Source organism: Agrobacterium sp. CMT1, from assembly GCF_037203725.1.
Classification (GTDB): Bacteria; Pseudomonadota; Alphaproteobacteria; order Rhizobiales; family Rhizobiaceae; genus Agrobacterium; species Agrobacterium pusense.
In genome coordinates this window covers 362,279-377,648 of sequence record NZ_JBBCAR010000017.1, presented here as the reverse complement: position 1 = coordinate 377,648, position 15,370 = coordinate 362,279, and the positions used below count along the sequence as shown (strand labels likewise).

Below are 15,370 nucleotides of genomic sequence, written 5' to 3'. Positions count from 1 at the left end.
AGGACGGCGTTCTCTACGCCAACGACATCAGGGCAAATACGCTTTCGGCATTTTCCTCGGTATTGGGCAACGTCGATATTTCGAACGCCTACATTGGCACGCTTACGGTTGGGACATCTAACATTGATCCTGGGGCGATCACAAACATCGAGTTTGCGGAGAGCGGGACTGTTTCAGGATCGAGTGTTTTCCTCAACATTGTTGCAAATCACGGAGTAGGCTCACCGAAAATCAAGGTGGAATTTAGGGGGCTGCTTCGTACCAATGCCCCCAACACTTCACTCCAAACGGCGGTGGAATTGCGCGATCAGACCGGAGGGCAGGTCCTCGCCTCCGTGGGTGTGCTCGCACAATACTCCTCGCCGGGGGCGGGGCAAATAGTTACTTGGTCTAAGCTTTTTACCCCTCCTTCCGGTCGAACACAGACGACCTTCCGCGTTGAATTTGGCGGCGGTGGCTCGAGTGAATGGAGCGGGATGGAATTGGTCGCTTACACTTTCAAGAGGTAATCATGACAACCGGCAACACGATGCAGGTCGACGCGCTCGTCGCACTGCAAGAAGCGGAAGTGCGCGAAGGCTTTCTCAAGCAGCGGACCTTGCTGCTCGGGCAACACCTCGCCATGCAGAAGCAGGAAAACCAGATCCTTCTCGACAAGATTAACGGCCTTGAAGCCGATCTGCGCCTTGCGAAAGGCGAGGGCGACGCCGTCGACACCGGTAACGGAGCATCCGAATAATGGCTAACACCACCTGGTACGGCGACGGCACGGCTACCGTCGCTGTAGGCTCTCGCACTGTGACCGGCGCGGATACGGGCTGGCTGACGGAGGTTGCTGGACTGACCCCGATCAAGGCTGGCGACAAGTTTGGTATTCACGTCGGCCGCCCGATCGTCATTGAGCAGATCATCAGCGATACCGAACTGTTGCTTGCTGATGATTGGCCCGGTCCTGCGCAGACTGATGCGCCTTACAAGGTCGAGCTTACGTCGCCAACGATTGCAGCGGTTGAGGCCATGCGCCGACTGCTGGCTTCACTGTCGAATGGCAATCTCGACAGCCTATCTGAAATCTCGGTTGGCACGGACGACATTCCGATTGGGATTGGACCGGGTGTCTTCGGCACGATCAACAAAGCCGCTCTGGTTCAGGGCGTCGATTATGATGTGTTTGTGCCGAACCTTGCGGGGAGGGCGGCGTACAACGGTGCCGCCGCTGGTTTCGCCGTCCTCGTCATCGATATTGGAGACGGCCGTTCGGCGCTATACTTCAAGAACTCGGCTACGTCGGGCGATTGGAGCGCGCCGTCCTATTTAACCGGTCCCGTTGGTCCCGCTGGCGTAAATCAGCGGGGCAACTACAGTTCGGGCACGGCCTACGCGATCCGCGATATCGTGCAGTACGGCGGATCGACGTGGATCGCCAAGGTAGCGACAACCGGCAACGCGCCGCCGACGCTTCCGACAACCGAGAACACGCAGTGGCTTCTATTCGCTCGCTCCGGCACTCCGGGTGTCGTGGATCGCGGCGCTTACAACGGCGCGACGGCCTATGAGGCGAATGACATCGTTCTCAATAACGGCTCGACGTGGCTTGCGCTTCAGCCGACCACAGGCAATGCGCCGCCGGTATTGCCGACCGAAAGCAACGCTTATTGGCGGCTGCTGGCGCGTAAGGGTACGGATGGCACGGGCACGGGTGATGTTGTTGGGCCTGCCGGTGGCGTTGCGGTCAATGACTTGGCTGTCTTTGCCGATACGACAGGGAAGCTTCTCAAGAAGGCGCCTAACAACGTAGTCGGCAATGCACTGTTGTCGCAGCTCGCAGCTCCTGCGATCAAGGGGCGCCTGACAGCGGGAACGGGTAACGTCGAAGACCTCACCCCCGCTCAAGCCAATCAACTGCTCGGTGGTTGGGAACCGATTGGCTCGCTCGACTTGGCGGGGCAGTCGGCGGGGATCGTAAACAATCTATCGGTGTTCCGTGCGATCCGATGCACAAGCGATTTCGCCACTGGCGCCTCCGACTATGCGGTTATCCAAGTATCGACCGATAACGGCGCCACATTTCTCACCGCGACTGCCTCGTATCCGTACTCGTTGGTGGATGGGACATCGGCTGGCACTGTCGTGGGTGGCGTAGGTGGGCTTTTGGGTGTTCTGATCGGCAATGGTGCATCTGGAAGCCAAACTGTTTTAACAGGCTTCAACAAAGCAAGACATGGTTACGCCGTCAGCCACAATGCGTTCGATACGGGTTCAATAGCAATTCGCCTTTTGGGGCAAAAAATTGTCGGATCCACTGCAAGGAATGCACTGCGTGTTGTGACCTCCGCTGGGAACTTCACTTATGGACAATTTTACTTCGAAGGGATTCGGGGATGAATATTCAAATTCTTGACGGACTCACTGGAGATGTCACTGAACGTCCGCTGACGCCAGAAGAGATTGCAGATCTCGAATCCAACTCTGCCCCACCACCCACTATCACCGACTACGAAAACGCCATCCAGAACCTTGTCGATAGCACGGCGCGTGAGCGTCAGTTTCGCGACGGCGTAACGCTGGCGTCCTACATCGGTTCTACAAAGCCGAAGTGGGCGGCGGAAGCGCAAGCCTTCGTCGCATGGCGCGATAACGTCTGGTTCTACGCATACGGGGAATTGGCCAAGGTTCAGGCAGGCCAGCGCGAACAGCCGACCGTTGAGCAGTTCCTTACAGAAATCTCTCCGATCGCTTGGCCGGCAGCGTAACCCGGCACCCATAACCCACAATCAGGAGAAGCCTCATGTTGAAGGCTGATGTCGCGCGCTCGATTGAGCGAGTTGCGAGCGTGCACGGTATTGACCCGGCGGCGCTGAAGGCTGTTGTCGAAGTCGAGAGCAACGGTGTTGTCTTTGCCGATATCGACGGCAAGGAAATGCCGGTGATCCGTTTCGAAGGTCATTACTTCGACCGGCTGGTGACGGCGTCTCGACGCGATGAGGCTCGGCGCCTTGGGCTTGCATCTCCGACCGTCGGTGGCGTGAAGAACCCAGCCTCACAGAAAGCCCGCTGGCAGCTCCTTGGGCGTGCGATGACGATCGACAAGCAGGCTGCACTGGAAAGCACATCCTTTGGCGTCGGGCAGGTCATGGGGAGCCACTGGAAGGCGTTGGGCTATCCATCGGTCGTAGACCTCTTTGAGGCAGCGCGCAGCGGCGTGGAAGGCCAGGTTGACCTGATGGTTCGGTTCATCAAGGCCAACAACCTTCTCGGCGCTCTCAATCGCAAGGATTGGGCCGGGTTCGCCCGCGGCTATAATGGTCCCGCCTACAAGAAGAACGCCTACGACACGAAGATGGCCGCCGCCTATGAGCGTTATGCCAAAAAGGAACCGCCCGTATCTGGCGCCGCCGGCATGTTGCGTCTCGGCTCCAAGGGGGCAGGGGTTCGTGAAATCCAGGTGCTTCTCACGCGTGCCGGCTATCCCGTTACGGCCGATGGTGACTTCGGCCCCGCCACGGATCGCACGCTTCGCCGGTTTCAGGATGAGAATGGCCTGAACGCTGACGGCGTTGCAGGTCCGCAGACCATGCGCAAGCTGAAAGAGTTTCAGGTATCGCCGGATGAGAAGCCGGGGAACCTCGGAATCGCTCAGGTTCCAGAGGTCAAGAACGCCGCTCGCAACTTCGGCCCTCTCGCTTTGGTCACCGCAGCCCGTGATCAGATTGCGGAACTCGCGACCTATGTCACTGGGATCAACTCGGATCTGGCGAACACGATCGCTAACGGCATGCTGGCCGTCTCCGGCGCCATTGGTCTCGGTCTTACGATCTGGGGCGTCTACGGCTGGTGGAAGAGCAAGCAGACGGTGGAACAGGCATGATCTGGGCTCTCATCCCCAACTGGATCAAAATCGCCGGTGGCGGCCTTCTATGCGCCGTTCTGCTGTCTTCCGGCTCCTACTGGCTGGGCAAACGAGAAGGCCGCTCACAGGCCGCCACAGAGGCTTTGGCAAAGACCGTCGAAGTCCTGCAATCAAGGAACGATACCAATGTGGAAATCAATTCTTCCGCTGCTGCTGAGCTGTGTCGCCATTTCGGGCTGCCAGACGAGGAACGCGTCGAGTGTGTGCGCCGGGTGGAGCAAGCTTCAGCCGACGCTCGAAACAGCGGTCAAGATCACAATGGACGATAGGCAGTTCGCCAACCAGGTGGCGAGCCACAATGCGCACGGCACGAAACAAGGCTGTTGGAAGTGATTGCGATGGAGAGCGGATATCAGGGCGCGGGGATGTGGGTAAGAATCCAGCACCGTTTCGGGCCACGTATGATGGAGTGGTTCATGGCGGGCCACCTGATTTGTTTTGGCTGGGTTCTTCTGCTTCCATCCCAAACATTCAATCAACCAGCCTTCATGGGCTTTACCGAAATAGTGCCTTCCGAGGATTTTCTCGGTTGGGTTATGTTTGTCGTCGGGTGCCTGCGTATCATTGGACTCGTCATTAATGGCGCAAAAAAGAACGTCACACCACAGATACGACAGTTCTCGGCAGCGGCTGGCTGCATGATCTGGTCAGGCATCGCATACGCTTTTGCATCTTCCGGGGTCATCAGCACGTGGATCGCCATCTATCCACTCTTCGCGATCGGGGAGTTGATCAATATCCACCGCGCGGCACATGACCAGGGGGAAGCACGCAATGGAAAAACTGGCTGACCTTCCTCCGCTGGCGCTTGTTGTCTTTGGCGCAACGTTGGCGGTGATTTTTGCGGTGCGCTATTTCGGCTTAGCTTCTGGGGCGAATGCTCGTCCAGATAAAAGCCCGGCAGCTGCGCAGGTTGCTGCCGTTATCGTTGATCCCACTGCGCTGAACAACGCCACGAGGGCTCTAGAAGCTCACACGGCGGCTGTTGTGGATATGAACGAGACAATGAGGGAGACAGGCAGGCACTGGTCGCACATGGCGATTGAGATGGACCGGATCAGGGAAGAGCTCAGGATTCACCGGGAGTTGGCGAGGCGGACTTAAACAACCGCCACAGCCAGATTGTGCACCGAACATTTTGTAAAGGGTTCGTCTGTAGGCTTCCCGTATGAAGAAGCCCAGAACACCCAAGCCTCTTCTGAGGCAAGATGAACCTCTCCGCTCCCGGCCAAGACGTCGTCGGGACCCGGCCCAGCCGGCGTTGCCGCTGGAGCCAATGCCGGCCCGTGTTGAGCCTGCCCTTGCGCTGCTAAAGCAAAAGCCTCCCTCAGGCGACAAATGGGGCTGGGAAATCAAATGGGATGGCTACCGGCTCGCGGTCCACGCCGACGCGAGCGGCGTCAGGATTTTGACGCGCGGCGGTTATGATTGGGCCGCTCGGTTTCCCTCTATCGAACAAGCGGCTCGCGATCTCGGGCCCGCGTCATTCATCATCGACGGCGAAGCGGTTGTTTTGGACGAGCAGGGACGCTCGGATTTCAATGCGCTTCAGAACAGCTTGGGTGCCGTTGGCGCGAGGAGCGGCAAAAAGGTGGCGGGGGATGCCATCCTCTACGCGTTCGACCTCCTTTATCACGATGGCCACGATCTGCGCGAGCTGCCGTATAGAAGCCGCCGGCACATGCTTGAAGAAATGCTGACCGGCTTCGATGGTGCCATCCGGATATCGGAAGAGGTGGAGACCAACAATCCCGGCTTGATGCTGGAGCACGCTTGTCGCCTCGGGCTGGAAGGGATCATTGGCAAAGATCGAAACAGTCCTTACCGGAGCGGTAGAACTGGCGACTGGATCAAGGTGAAATGCGTCCAGTCAGAGCCGTTCATGATCGTGGGCTACGAGCCGTCCATGTCGGCAAGCGGCGGCTTTGCCTCGCTCTTGCTGGCCGCATATGACGGTGACGAGCTGCGCTATGTTGGCAGCGTCGGCACGGGATTTAAGGAGCGCGCCGCAAACGAACTGCGTCGCACGCTCGACAAGCTCACTTGGAGGAAAAAGAAACCGCCTGTAGCCTATTCCGGCCGGCGTCGGGTCGTTTGGGTGCAGCCGACGCTTATTGCTGAGATTGAGTTTCGCCAGATGACGCCCGATCGAAAGCTCCGCCATGCGGCTTACAAGGGCCTCAGAGAGAGGCTGGATAACGCAGACGTGTACCGGCTTGATTAATCGTCTCCGATTTTCGTGTAAGTTCGCCCGATGAGCGAATTCAGGATACAGCCGATCACAATCCTTTGGGGTGATTTCAGAACCCTTGAAACTGTCACGGACCTGGCGGGCTGCCTTCTCGACGCGTGGCCTGGTAGCCCCGATGGGCAGGCGTATGCGACTGCGCTCATGGTCTGCTCTGCCGTGCTGGAAAATGGCCTAGATGACCGGCCTGAGGATGCACGTGTTGCCTTTATCGACGCAGCCCATGAGGCTGGCCTATCAGTCTCGCCCGATGATGACGGATTGGAGATCGGCTAAGACAGCCGAGAGACGGTCTGGTTTGCCGTCTTGTGCGGGTAATGCTCCCAGCAGTGCCAGGACGACTTCTCAACTTTGTTGCGGCTGAAGCCAAACCCGCCCCATCGCTTGCACCCCGGGTGCTCACACCAGTGGTTCTCGTGGATGCCGTCGCCGGCCTTGTTCGTCTGGTCGCTCATGCCTTCACCCTTATACCAACAACAGGAGGCAGCCCAGCCTCTTGTCTCAACAGGTCATAGTGCTCTTCCACCTTGCGTGCCGCCTCGTGCACGTCTGGCGCATAGCCACCCTGTGGAAGCACGTTGACCCTGATGCGCCTTGAATGCCCTCCATCCCATTTGTAGGTGCCGCGCATCGGGCCTGTCTCTTGCTCAGAGATTCGGCCGACTATCTCCCCCTCGACAATGCATACGAAGTCGTTGAGCAGTTCGCCGTTCAGGCCACGCTCGCCTTTCCACGTTCTCATCCAGAGATGTCTGCGTTGGTATTTCTCATCATCGCGCACGGGCTTTCCCTCCGGTGACAGAGTTTCGTTTTCCCTTGATGTGTGTGCGCGCCGCCCAGCGCTGGTGCTGATTATGGGATAGGTGGGGAGGGAGTCAACGAATCAATGAGAACGTTTCGTGATTCCCGTGTGCCGAATTTGTGCCGTATGTGCCAACGCGTACCGGAATCGTTCTGCTTTTACCTGCAAGCATCACCAACCCGCCCAGCTCTAAAATTTTTGGTAAAATCGCATAAAGCCCTTGATCCGGTAATGGTTTGCCCGTATCAGGCGCTTACCGGAGAGGTGGCCGAGTGGTCGAAGGCGCTCCCCTGCTAAGGGAGTATACGTCAAAAGCGTATCGTGGGTTCGAATCCCATCCTCTCCGCCATTCATTGTCGATCACCGCACGCCACCAGGCAGTCGAAGCGCTGATCCTTTCTTAAGCCCCACACCACATATACTGAGTTCATGGCCCGGTTCCGTGCAATGAGGACGGCATTCATCCCTTCGGCAGACGGGGGAGAGGCTTGTCGTAGGCGTCAAGACCGTATGGAGACTGATGAATGATCCATACCAGTCGGAACAGGCCTGCGCCGCCGTACGGGTGTGGCATGCAATTTAGCGCCTCTATCGTTCACGTTTACAGCTGATTCGGTTGCCACCTATGTCGATTTCTCGCTTGATAATCTTCCGATTCATAAAGGTGAGATAGCGGGCTTCATTGACATTGGCCGGGCTGGCATCGCTGACCGATATCAGGATATTAATCTACAAATCATCCGCAAATATCGCAAATGCGTGAACTTTCGTGTTTCGACCTTGTTCGGCTGCCTTCCAGCGGAAGGTAACTGACAATGCGCTTCGTTCTCTCCATCCTCGCGGCCGCCATCCTCATCGCGGTCATCGCTTACGCCATGTCCGGCAATGACCCGGTCGAACAGCAACCGTCGCCGCACGCAATCGACCAGGGCGGGTGAATCGCTTTTCGAATCATTGCCAGTGAATCGCTCCCCGCTCGCGCTCGTTTCCGAAGCCGGCTCATTCCCCGCATGACGGCCGCACCTGCGATGTGTGCAGCGGAGGCAAAAAATCTCTATAGCGCTGCCTGCGTAGCAAGGGATCGCGGAAAACACCGGTGGATTGGAAATACCTTGTTAACCGCCCTAACTAACGGATTCTCAACAGAAATCTTAACGTATTGTAAAAGCTTTTGTCCATCCGCGGGGCGGTGTGTGTTGTTTCCGCAACAAACCGAAATGAAGCATATACGTAAATGCTATTTATCGGATGTTGGCGATTGCATGCGGCGAAACCTTTTGTATTTTCACCACCAGAAGCGAGGCGGTGGATCGTTTGGCTTCTGAGAACACGGGAATGGGGCAGGGAATGCTGTCCTTCAGCGAAAGTACCCAGACCCTTTTAAAAACTTTGACTGGAGGTCAACCATGAACATCAAGAGCCTTCTGATCGGCTCCGCTGCGGCTCTCGCAGCAGTATCCGGCGCACAGGCCGCTGACGCCATCGTCGCTGCTGAGCCCGAGCCCCTGGAATACGTTCGCGTTTGCGACGCTTTCGGCACCGGCTTCTTCTACATCCCCGGCACCGAAACCTGCCTGAAGTTCGGCGGTTACGTTCGTTTCCAGACCGACATCAACCGCGGCACGGGCTTTGGTCCTAACACCAACAACCGTACGTCTGACTGGAACTCGTTCACGCGCGCCCAGTTCGAAATCGACACCCGCACGGACACCGAACTCGGCGCTCTGCGTGGCTTCATCGGCTTCCGCGGCAACGCTGACTCTGGTTCGTCTTCGCAGTCTTCCGTATTCGTTGACCAGGCTTTCATCGAACTCGGCGGCCTGAAGGTCGGTAAGTTCTACAGCTGGTGGGACGATGGTCTCTCCGGTGAAGCTGACGTTCTTTCCACGAACGCTCTCTTCAACTCCATTCGTTACACCTACGACGCTGGCTCGTTCTGGGCAGGCATCTCGGTTGACGAACTTCAGGGCATCGACGGTCAGTTCCGTACGCAGGTTGGTCCGGCTGTAGGCGGCGTCATCCCGGTCGTTCAGGCTGAAGTTGACAACAATGTTGGCGTAACCCTCGGCCTCGGCGCTAAGCTCGGTGCGGCTTCGCTGCAGCTCATCGGCTCCTACGACGTCGACCAGGAAGAAGGCGCAGTTCGCCTGATCGCAACTGCTGACCTCGGCCCGGGCACGCTCGGCCTGGCTGGTGTTTGGGCTTCTGGCGCAAACGCTTACTACGCAGAATCCGAGTGGGCAGTTGCTGCTGAGTACGCAATCAAGGCAACCGATCGTCTGACGATCACGCCCGGCGCGCAGTACTTCGGTAACGTTGCTGATCGCGTTGTTCTCGGCACTGCCGCTGCACCGACCGGTCTTGCAATCCTCACCAACGACTGGTCTGACCGTGACGCGTGGCAGGCTGGCCTGACCGTGGACTACAAGATCACGCAGGGTCTCTCCACGAAGGTTGCAGTTAACTACTACGACGAAGACAACCGCTCTTCTTCTTGGAACGGTTTCGTTCGCCTTCAGCGTTCGTTCTAATCTGATCTGACATCGTCAGTGACGGAAAGCCCCGGCAGAGATGCCGGGGTTTTTTTGTAAGAAAATTTTTCGTCGTCAGACGCCGGCGTCACTCTCGCTTGCATCCTTGCGTGACGCCACGTCCCCATAAGCGGGATCTGTGATTGCCAGCTGTTCGAGGTGCTTGTGCTCGAGACACTTGATTCGACCCGCGCTAGCCCAACGCTTTGACAGTCTGCCTTTTTTCAATGACGCCTCTACTCTCAGGGCCACCGGGAAACGTTTTCTTGTCCTTTTGCGCGCGACGCTAACCATTTGAATAATATGTAGAATTAATGCATTGTTAACAATTGGCTCCGGACATTACAAATGTATCAATTTCGCAACAATAAAAAACTAAGGACACCTTACTGTCTTCCTTTTGTCACGATTGCGATTGCCCTGAAGCGATGTTTTGGCTCTAATCAAACTCATAAGCAGCACGCATCGATATGCGCTTCCCACCCGCTGCTTTCGCAAATTAGCGTTTGACTGGAGGTCAATCATGAACATCAAGAGCCTTCTTATCGGCTCCGCTGCAGCTCTCGCAGCAGTATCTGGCGCTCACGCTGCCGACGCTATCGTCGCTGCTGAGCCTGAGCCCCTGGAATATGTTCGCGTTTGCGACGCGTTCGGTACGGGCTTCTTCTACATTCCTGGTACCGAAACCTGCCTGAAGTTCAGCGGTTACGTCCGCTTCCAGACCAGCTTCGGCCGCGATCAGATGGGAACTTCGGACTGGAACTCGTTCACGCGCGCCCAGTTCAACGTTGATACCCGTACCGACACCGAACTCGGCGCTCTGCGTGGTTTCATCGAATTCCGCGCTGATGCAGAAAGCGGCTCTTCGTCTTCTTCCGGCGTTGAAGCTCGTCAGGCATTCATCGAGCTCGGCGGCCTCCGCGTTGGTAAGTTCTACAGCTGGTGGGACGACGATCTCTCCGGCGAGACAGACCTGCTCTCCTCGAACACCCTCTTCAACTCCATTCGTTACACCTACGACACCGGTTCTTTCTGGGCAGGTATTTCGGTTGACGAGCTTCAGGGCACTGACTCGCAGTTCGCGACCGTCAATCCCATCGTTGGTGGCGGGTTCACACTTTCGCAGGAAGTGGACAACAACGTCGGTATCACTGCCGGCATTGGCGGAAAGTTCGGCGCTGCTACGCTTCAGTTGATTGGTTCGTATGACGTCGATCAGGAAGAAGGCGCCATCCGTGCAATGGTATTTGCGGATCTCGGACCTGGCACGCTTGGACTAGCCGGTGTTTGGGCATCTGGCCCCAACGCTTATTACGCTCTTTCCGAGTGGACGGTTGCGGCTGAATACGCCATCAAGGCAACAGATCGCCTGACCATCACCCCTGCAGTGCAGTACCTCGGCAATGTCGGCGACAAGGTCGCTCTCGGTAGCTCTACCTTCATCGTTTCCAACGATTGGTCTAACCGCGATGCCTGGACCGCTGGCGCAACCATCGACTACAAGATCACCGAAGGTCTGAGCACGAAGATCACGGCAAACTACTACGACGAAGATGGCCAGGACGATCAGGTCACTGGTTTCGTCCGCCTTCAGCGCGACTTCTAATCTGATCTGACATTGTCAGTGATGGAAACCCCGGCAGAGATGCCGGGGTTTTTCGTTTGATGGCTTCCAGCGCCAAGAGGCTTTAATCAAACGTCGAAACAAAAAAGCACCGGGCGAACCGATGCTTGAATGTTTTGGAATGATCAGCGATTGGCCGATGAATACCGCTCTTACCCTGCACGCCCATGGCGCAGGTCATCGACAATATCCGCCTGTTGGCCCAGCCTAGTCTTGTAGACCTGATAATTCTCCATCACCCGCTGCACATAATTGCGCGTTTCGGGGAAGGGGATGCGTTCGATCCAGTCCACCACCTCGTCAATCGGCTTACCGCGCGGGTCGCCATATCGCGAGATCCATTCGGGGACACGTTTCGGGCCGGCATTATAGGCGATGAAGGTGAGGATGTAGGAGCCGCCGAAGCTGTCGATCTGCTCGCCGAGATAATGGGCGCCGAGTGTAGCGTTATAGCCCGCATCGCTGGTCAGCATCGCCTGCGTGTAGGGCAGGCCGTGGCGGCCGGCCACGCCCTTGGCGGTTCCCGGCAGCAGTTGCAGCAGGCCGCGGGCATTGGCGGCGGAGACGGCGGCGGGGTTGAAGGCGCTTTCCTGTCGGGCGATCGCATAGGCAAGCGCCTTTCCGGAGCCGGCGATATTGGCGCTGGCGGGAATGACGCCGAGCGGATAGGCGAGTGCGGCCGCATCGATACCGCGGCTGAAGGCCGTCTTGCCGATCTGCAGCGAGACCTGATGATTACCGTTGCCCTCAGCCCGCGCCGCCAGAATGGCAAGCTCGCCGGGACTGTCGAGCTGTTCGGCCAGCGACCTGTAAAGGCTGTCGGCGCGCCAGCCATAACCTGCCGCCTCCAGGCGGTCTATGGCGCGCACGGCTTCGCGGCCGGCAAAGCGTTCTCGGTCGCCATTGCTCGGGCTGGGATAGGTCACGTTCAGCGTCTTCGTGCCGATCCGTGCAGCGGCAAGCTGGCCGTAAAACGTACCGGGATGGGCTGCCGCCTTTGCAAAGAAGTCGCGTGCATCGCCGGGTCCTCCGGCTTCGGCCGCCCTTCCGAGCCAGTAATAGGCGCGGGAGGCCGAAAGTGGCCGGTTCGATGTCTGGAGCAGGGCATTGAAATGACGCGAAGCCGTGGCCGGGTCGCGCATCGCCCGCAGAGCATACCAGCCGGCATGAAACTCGGCATCGGCGACATCCACCGCTGATGTGGCATTGTGATTGGCGACGATACGATAGGCTTCGGCAAAATCGCCGAGATCGGCGAGGCCGCGCGCGATGATTCGCCGCTCGTTCCACCATTCGCCGGGATTGACCAGCTTGGCAGTATCCTTCGGTGCCTGCCGCAGAAGAGCCGCCGCCTCCGGATATTTCTGCTGGTTGCGCAGGTTCTCCACGCGCGCGAAAAGGAATGCGGGATCATCGCGCCAGCTGGCATCCACCTTGCCGAGCAGGGCGCCGGCATTGGCGGAACGCTGCAGTACAGCCGCCCAGGCATTGTAAAGGGACTGCGCCTTGCCGAGTTCGCCGAAACGTTTCGCCTGGCTGATGCGGCTGCGATACATCAGATAATCCATGCGCGCCTTGTGGTCCGCGGCCGTCAGATAGGCAGGGAAGGCGGCCAGCACGCGGTCTTCCATATCCTTGTCCATGCCTTCGCTCACCCACAGCTGGCGAATGAGGCGCTGCGAATCCACGACCTTGCCGGAGGCGGCAAGCGCCTTGGCGAGAACCACCGTGCCCTCCGCCGTTTCCGGCTTGCTGCCGCCGAACGCAGCAAGCACCTGCTGTGCCGGCGGGTCTTCGCGATAAAGCGCTTTTTCGGAATTGGCCCGCAAAGTCGCGGCGCCCGGCCAGCCGGCGAGTTCGCGCTGTGCTGCGGCGATTTCGGCTGAAGGCACATACTTCTGGCCCGAAACGGCTATTGCCCATGTGAGGATGTGACGGTCCAGACTGCCGGTCGGCATGGCGTTGCGCAGCGCGATGGCCCGCGCCGCATCGCGCCCGGAAAGCGCGTCGAGGCCTGCCTTCAGCTGGCTCGCATCATCGGGCCGGTTAAGGCGGGGAATGGCGCCGGTAACCTCTGGCGAAGCGGGCATGAAAGCGGGAACAGCGGGCGCATCCGGCTTCACATAGGGAAGCGGCGCGGCGCCCTCGGGCAGCGGCCCGGCCAGCGCGTTCCACACGGTTGCGGCAAGGCCCGCCGCCATCAATCCCCAGACTGTTTTTTTCATGCCGTTCTTCATCGTGTAACGGAGTTGCCGACTTTCTTCTAATATCGCTACATTGCAGCGGGATTGCCGAAAAAGGTCTGATCTCCCGCCCGGAAATCTTGGGATTTCAGGCTTAATGAAATGTTAAGCGCGACCCTGCAATTCAATCAACTTTTATTCACCGGCCCGCGAGCAATGTCGCTTTTCGGTACGTGCATTTAATGCTTGCAGATCACGGCCCGAACACTGTCACACTTCCGACAATTTCGGACAAAATACGCTGCCTTTGCGCTTGTCGGCGCCAAGGGCTGGCACTAATGTGTGCCGGTTTTAACCATCGAATGCGGCCGAAGCATGAACCGGCTCGGCGCCAGGAGCTTTGCATGTTCAAGGGATCAATTCCCGCCCTCATTACCCCGTTCACGGACAATGGCGCCGTGGACGAAAAGGCTTTCGCCGCCCATGTGGAATGGCAGATCGCCGAAGGCAGTAACGGACTTGTGCCGGTGGGCACGACGGGGGAATCCCCGACGCTTTCCCACGACGAGCACAAACGTGTCGTTGAACTGTGCATCGAGGTTGCGGCGAAACGGGTTCCGGTCATTGCGGGTGCAGGCTCCAACAATACCGATGAAGCGATCGAGCTGGCCCTGCATGCGCAGGAAGCGGGTGCGGATGCGTTGCTGGTGGTTACCCCCTATTACAACAAGCCGACCCAGAAGGGCCTGTTCGCCCATTTCTCCGCCGTCGCGGAAGCGGTGAAGCTGCCCATCGTCATCTACAATATTCCGCCGCGCTCGGTGGTGGATATGTTGCCGGAAACCATGGGCGCCCTGGTCAAGGCCCATAAGAACATCGTTGGCGTCAAGGACGCGACGGGCAAGATCGACCGCGTTTCCGAACAGCGCATTTCCTGCGGCAAGGATTTCGTTCAGCTCTCGGGTGAAGACGGTACCGCTCTCGGCTTCAACGCCCATGGCGGTGTCGGCTGCATTTCCGTCACGGCCAACGTGGCACCGCGCCTCTGTTCGGAATTCCAGGCGGCGATGCTTGCCGGCGATTATGCCAAGGCGCTGGAGTACCAGGATCGCCTGATGCCGCTGCACAAGGCCATCTTCATGGAGCCAGGCGTCTGCGGCACAAAATATGCGCTGTCGAAGACGCGCGGCGGCAACCGCCGTGTGCGTTCGCCCTTGATGAGCACGCTGGAACCGGCAACCGAAGCAGCCATCGATGCGGCGCTGAAGCATGCCGGCCTGATGAACTGAGACAGGTCTGAAAAGCCGGAAGGCGCGCAATGGACCGCTTCGCAGCAGAAGCCGTCCCGCGCGCCTTTTCTTTTCGTGGCGACGATACTAAATAGAGGTTCGAAAACCGCTCTCGGCGGCAGGCCGAAGGCGCAATAAGAAAAACAAGGGATTGAAATATCATGGCCCCCAAAGGCAGCCAGCGCGTGGTGAACAAGATCGTTGCGGAAAACCGCAAGGCCCGTTTCAACTACGAAATCGTCGACACCTATGAGGCAGGACTGGTGCTGACCGGCACCGAGGTCAAGTCGCTGCGCGAAGGCAAGGCGAACATTGCCGAATCCTACGCGTCGGACGAGGGCGATGAAATCTGGCTCATTAATTCCCACCTGCCGGAATATCTGCAGGCCAACCGTTTCAACCATGAGCCGCGCCGCCGCCGCAAGCTGCTCCTGAGCAAGCGCGAGATCAACCGCCTGCGCGCCGGCATCAACCGCGAAGGCATGACGCTGGTGCCCCTCAAGATTTACTTCAACGACAGGGGCCGTGCGAAGCTGGAACTGGCGCTCGCCAAGGGCAAGAAGCTGCACGACAAGCGCGAGACGGAGAAGGAACGCGACTGGAACCGGCAGAAGTCGCGGTTGTTGAAGGGTGGGGCGGCCTAAGTTCGCCGCCTTTCGCAGCATGCTCCTCCGTCATGCCGGACTTGATCCGGCATCCAGTCGCAGCGCGTCTGCGCTGTGAGAAGAGCCGTTTCAGCCCAAGGACTTGGGCTGGCTGGATCCCGGCTCAAGGCCGGGTGAC

At 58.4% G+C, this 15,370-nt stretch carries 16 protein-coding genes, 1 tRNA gene and 2 pseudogenes; 17 read left to right on the top strand and 2 right to left on the bottom strand.

Annotated features, from left to right (window positions below):
- The 10 genes and pseudogenes from WA845_RS21275 to WA845_RS21230 form a co-directional block, all read left to right on the top strand.
- Nucleotides 1-509: pseudogene (locus tag WA845_RS21275) on the top strand (phage tail protein); the annotation flags it as partial.
- A 2-nt stretch (nt 510-511) separates the two neighbouring features.
- A complete protein-coding gene (locus WA845_RS21270) occupies nt 512-739 on the top strand; it encodes a hypothetical protein (protein ID WP_337322560.1) in 228 nt (75 codons plus the stop codon).
- Entirely contained in the window at nt 739-2,385 is a 1,647-nt protein-coding gene (locus WA845_RS21265; protein WP_337322559.1) for a fusion protein, read from the top strand. The genes WA845_RS21270 and WA845_RS21265 overlap by 1 nt, the downstream gene beginning before the upstream one ends.
- On the top strand, nt 2,382-2,753 hold the full coding sequence (locus WA845_RS21260; protein WP_337322558.1) for a hypothetical protein: 372 nt from the start codon (nt 2,382-2,384) through the stop codon (nt 2,751-2,753). The genes WA845_RS21265 and WA845_RS21260 overlap by 4 nt, the downstream gene beginning before the upstream one ends.
- A 35-nt stretch (nt 2,754-2,788) precedes the next feature.
- Nucleotides 2,789-3,868, top strand: a complete 1,080-nt coding sequence (locus WA845_RS21255) for an N-acetylmuramidase domain-containing protein (protein WP_337322557.1) — start codon at nt 2,789-2,791, stop codon at nt 3,866-3,868.
- A complete protein-coding gene (locus tag WA845_RS21250) occupies nt 3,865-4,179 on the top strand; it encodes a hypothetical protein (RefSeq protein WP_337322556.1) in 315 nt (104 codons plus the stop codon). The genes WA845_RS21255 and WA845_RS21250 overlap by 4 nt, the downstream gene beginning before the upstream one ends.
- A 54-nt stretch (nt 4,180-4,233) precedes the next feature.
- The gene (locus tag WA845_RS21245) at nt 4,234-4,701 is read left to right on the top strand and encodes a hypothetical protein (RefSeq protein WP_162700174.1); all 468 of its coding nucleotides are present in this window, start codon (nt 4,234-4,236) and stop codon (nt 4,699-4,701) included.
- A complete protein-coding gene (locus tag WA845_RS21240) occupies nt 4,685-5,014 on the top strand; it encodes a hypothetical protein (RefSeq protein WP_337322555.1) in 330 nt (109 codons plus the stop codon). Before WA845_RS21245 ends, WA845_RS21240 begins: the two co-directional genes overlap by 17 nt.
- Nucleotides 5,015-5,078: 64 nt before the next feature.
- Nucleotides 5,079-6,134: a non-homologous end-joining DNA ligase gene (gene ligD / locus WA845_RS21235; RefSeq protein ID WP_337322554.1), complete on the top strand. Its 1,056-nt coding sequence runs from the start codon at nt 5,079-5,081 to the stop codon at nt 6,132-6,134.
- Nucleotides 6,135-6,164: 30 nt separating this feature from the next.
- Nucleotides 6,165-6,434 (top strand): DUF982 domain-containing protein, encoded by a 270-nt coding sequence (locus WA845_RS21230; RefSeq protein WP_337322553.1) that lies wholly within the window; start codon nt 6,165-6,167, stop codon nt 6,432-6,434.
- A 175-nt stretch (nt 6,435-6,609) separates the two neighbouring features.
- On the opposite strand, the gene WA845_RS21225 is transcribed toward WA845_RS21230, so the two are convergent.
- Nucleotides 6,610-6,939, bottom strand: coding sequence for a hypothetical protein (locus WA845_RS21225; RefSeq protein ID WP_136883077.1), 330 nt, complete (start codon nt 6,937-6,939; stop codon nt 6,610-6,612).
- Between the two features lie 279 nt (nt 6,940-7,218).
- Here WA845_RS21225 and WA845_RS21220 point away from each other — a divergent pair.
- The 5 genes and pseudogenes from WA845_RS21220 to WA845_RS21205 all read left to right on the top strand — a co-directional run bounded on the left by WA845_RS21220 (nt 7,219) and on the right by WA845_RS21205 (nt 11,097).
- Nucleotides 7,219-7,309, top strand: a tRNA-Ser gene (locus WA845_RS21220).
- Nucleotides 7,310-7,569: 260 nt separating this feature from the next.
- Nucleotides 7,570-7,686 (top strand): annotated as a pseudogene (locus WA845_RS25310) (APH(3') family aminoglycoside O-phosphotransferase); the annotation flags it as partial.
- An 89-nt stretch (nt 7,687-7,775) separates the two neighbouring features.
- Nucleotides 7,776-7,898 (top strand): hypothetical protein, encoded by a 123-nt coding sequence (locus WA845_RS21215; protein ID WP_022555894.1) that lies wholly within the window; start codon nt 7,776-7,778, stop codon nt 7,896-7,898.
- A 468-nt stretch (nt 7,899-8,366) separates the two neighbouring features.
- Complete coding sequence (locus WA845_RS21210; RefSeq protein ID WP_112553564.1) at nt 8,367-9,491, top strand: porin; 1,125 nt, start codon at nt 8,367-8,369, stop codon at nt 9,489-9,491.
- Between the two features lie 523 nt (nt 9,492-10,014).
- Nucleotides 10,015-11,097, top strand: coding sequence for a porin (locus tag WA845_RS21205; protein WP_112553566.1), 1,083 nt, complete (start codon nt 10,015-10,017; stop codon nt 11,095-11,097).
- A 170-nt stretch (nt 11,098-11,267) separates the two neighbouring features.
- On the opposite strand, the gene WA845_RS21200 is transcribed toward WA845_RS21205, so the two are convergent.
- Nucleotides 11,268-13,340 carry a transglycosylase SLT domain-containing protein gene (locus tag WA845_RS21200; RefSeq protein ID WP_162719119.1) on the bottom strand — a complete coding sequence of 691 codons (2,073 nt, stop codon included), beginning with the start codon at nt 13,338-13,340 and terminating at the stop codon, nt 11,268-11,270.
- A 362-nt stretch (nt 13,341-13,702) separates the two neighbouring features.
- Between WA845_RS21200 and dapA the strand changes: the two genes are divergently transcribed.
- Nucleotides 13,703-14,587 (top strand): 4-hydroxy-tetrahydrodipicolinate synthase, encoded by an 885-nt coding sequence (gene dapA / locus WA845_RS21195; protein ID WP_004440897.1) that lies wholly within the window; start codon nt 13,703-13,705, stop codon nt 14,585-14,587.
- Nucleotides 14,588-14,748: 161 nt separating this feature from the next.
- Complete coding sequence (gene smpB / locus WA845_RS21190; protein ID WP_004440898.1) at nt 14,749-15,231, top strand: SsrA-binding protein SmpB; 483 nt, start codon at nt 14,749-14,751, stop codon at nt 15,229-15,231.
- Nucleotides 15,232-15,370 lie beyond the last annotated feature (139 nt).

Excerpts from the sequence above, each read along its gene's own strand:
- dapA (WP_004440897.1), top strand. The coding sequence starts at position 13,703 with ATGTTCAAGGGATCAATTCCCGCCCTCATTACCCCGTTCACGGACAAT.
- ligD (WP_337322554.1), top strand. The coding sequence starts at position 5,079 with ATGAAGAAGCCCAGAACACCCAAGCCTCTTCTGAGGCAAGATGAACCT.
- WA845_RS21205 (WP_112553566.1), top strand. The coding sequence starts at position 10,015 with ATGAACATCAAGAGCCTTCTTATCGGCTCCGCTGCAGCTCTCGCAGCA.
- WA845_RS21240 (WP_337322555.1), top strand. The coding sequence starts at position 4,685 with ATGGAAAAACTGGCTGACCTTCCTCCGCTGGCGCTTGTTGTCTTTGGC.
- WA845_RS21200 (WP_162719119.1), bottom strand. The coding sequence starts at position 13,340 with ATGAAAAAAACAGTCTGGGGATTGATGGCGGCGGGCCTTGCCGCAACC.
- WA845_RS21260 (WP_337322558.1), top strand. The coding sequence starts at position 2,382 with ATGAATATTCAAATTCTTGACGGACTCACTGGAGATGTCACTGAACGT.
- WA845_RS21210 (WP_112553564.1), top strand. The coding sequence starts at position 8,367 with ATGAACATCAAGAGCCTTCTGATCGGCTCCGCTGCGGCTCTCGCAGCA.
- smpB (WP_004440898.1), top strand. The coding sequence starts at position 14,749 with ATGGCCCCCAAAGGCAGCCAGCGCGTGGTGAACAAGATCGTTGCGGAA.
- WA845_RS21255 (WP_337322557.1), top strand. The coding sequence starts at position 2,789 with ATGTTGAAGGCTGATGTCGCGCGCTCGATTGAGCGAGTTGCGAGCGTG.
- WA845_RS21270 (WP_337322560.1), top strand. The coding sequence starts at position 512 with ATGACAACCGGCAACACGATGCAGGTCGACGCGCTCGTCGCACTGCAA.
- WA845_RS21265 (WP_337322559.1), top strand. The coding sequence starts at position 739 with ATGGCTAACACCACCTGGTACGGCGACGGCACGGCTACCGTCGCTGTA.
- WA845_RS21230 (WP_337322553.1), top strand. The coding sequence starts at position 6,165 with ATGAGCGAATTCAGGATACAGCCGATCACAATCCTTTGGGGTGATTTC.
- WA845_RS21215 (WP_022555894.1), top strand. The coding sequence starts at position 7,776 with ATGCGCTTCGTTCTCTCCATCCTCGCGGCCGCCATCCTCATCGCGGTC.
- WA845_RS21250 (WP_337322556.1), top strand. The coding sequence starts at position 3,865 with ATGATCTGGGCTCTCATCCCCAACTGGATCAAAATCGCCGGTGGCGGC.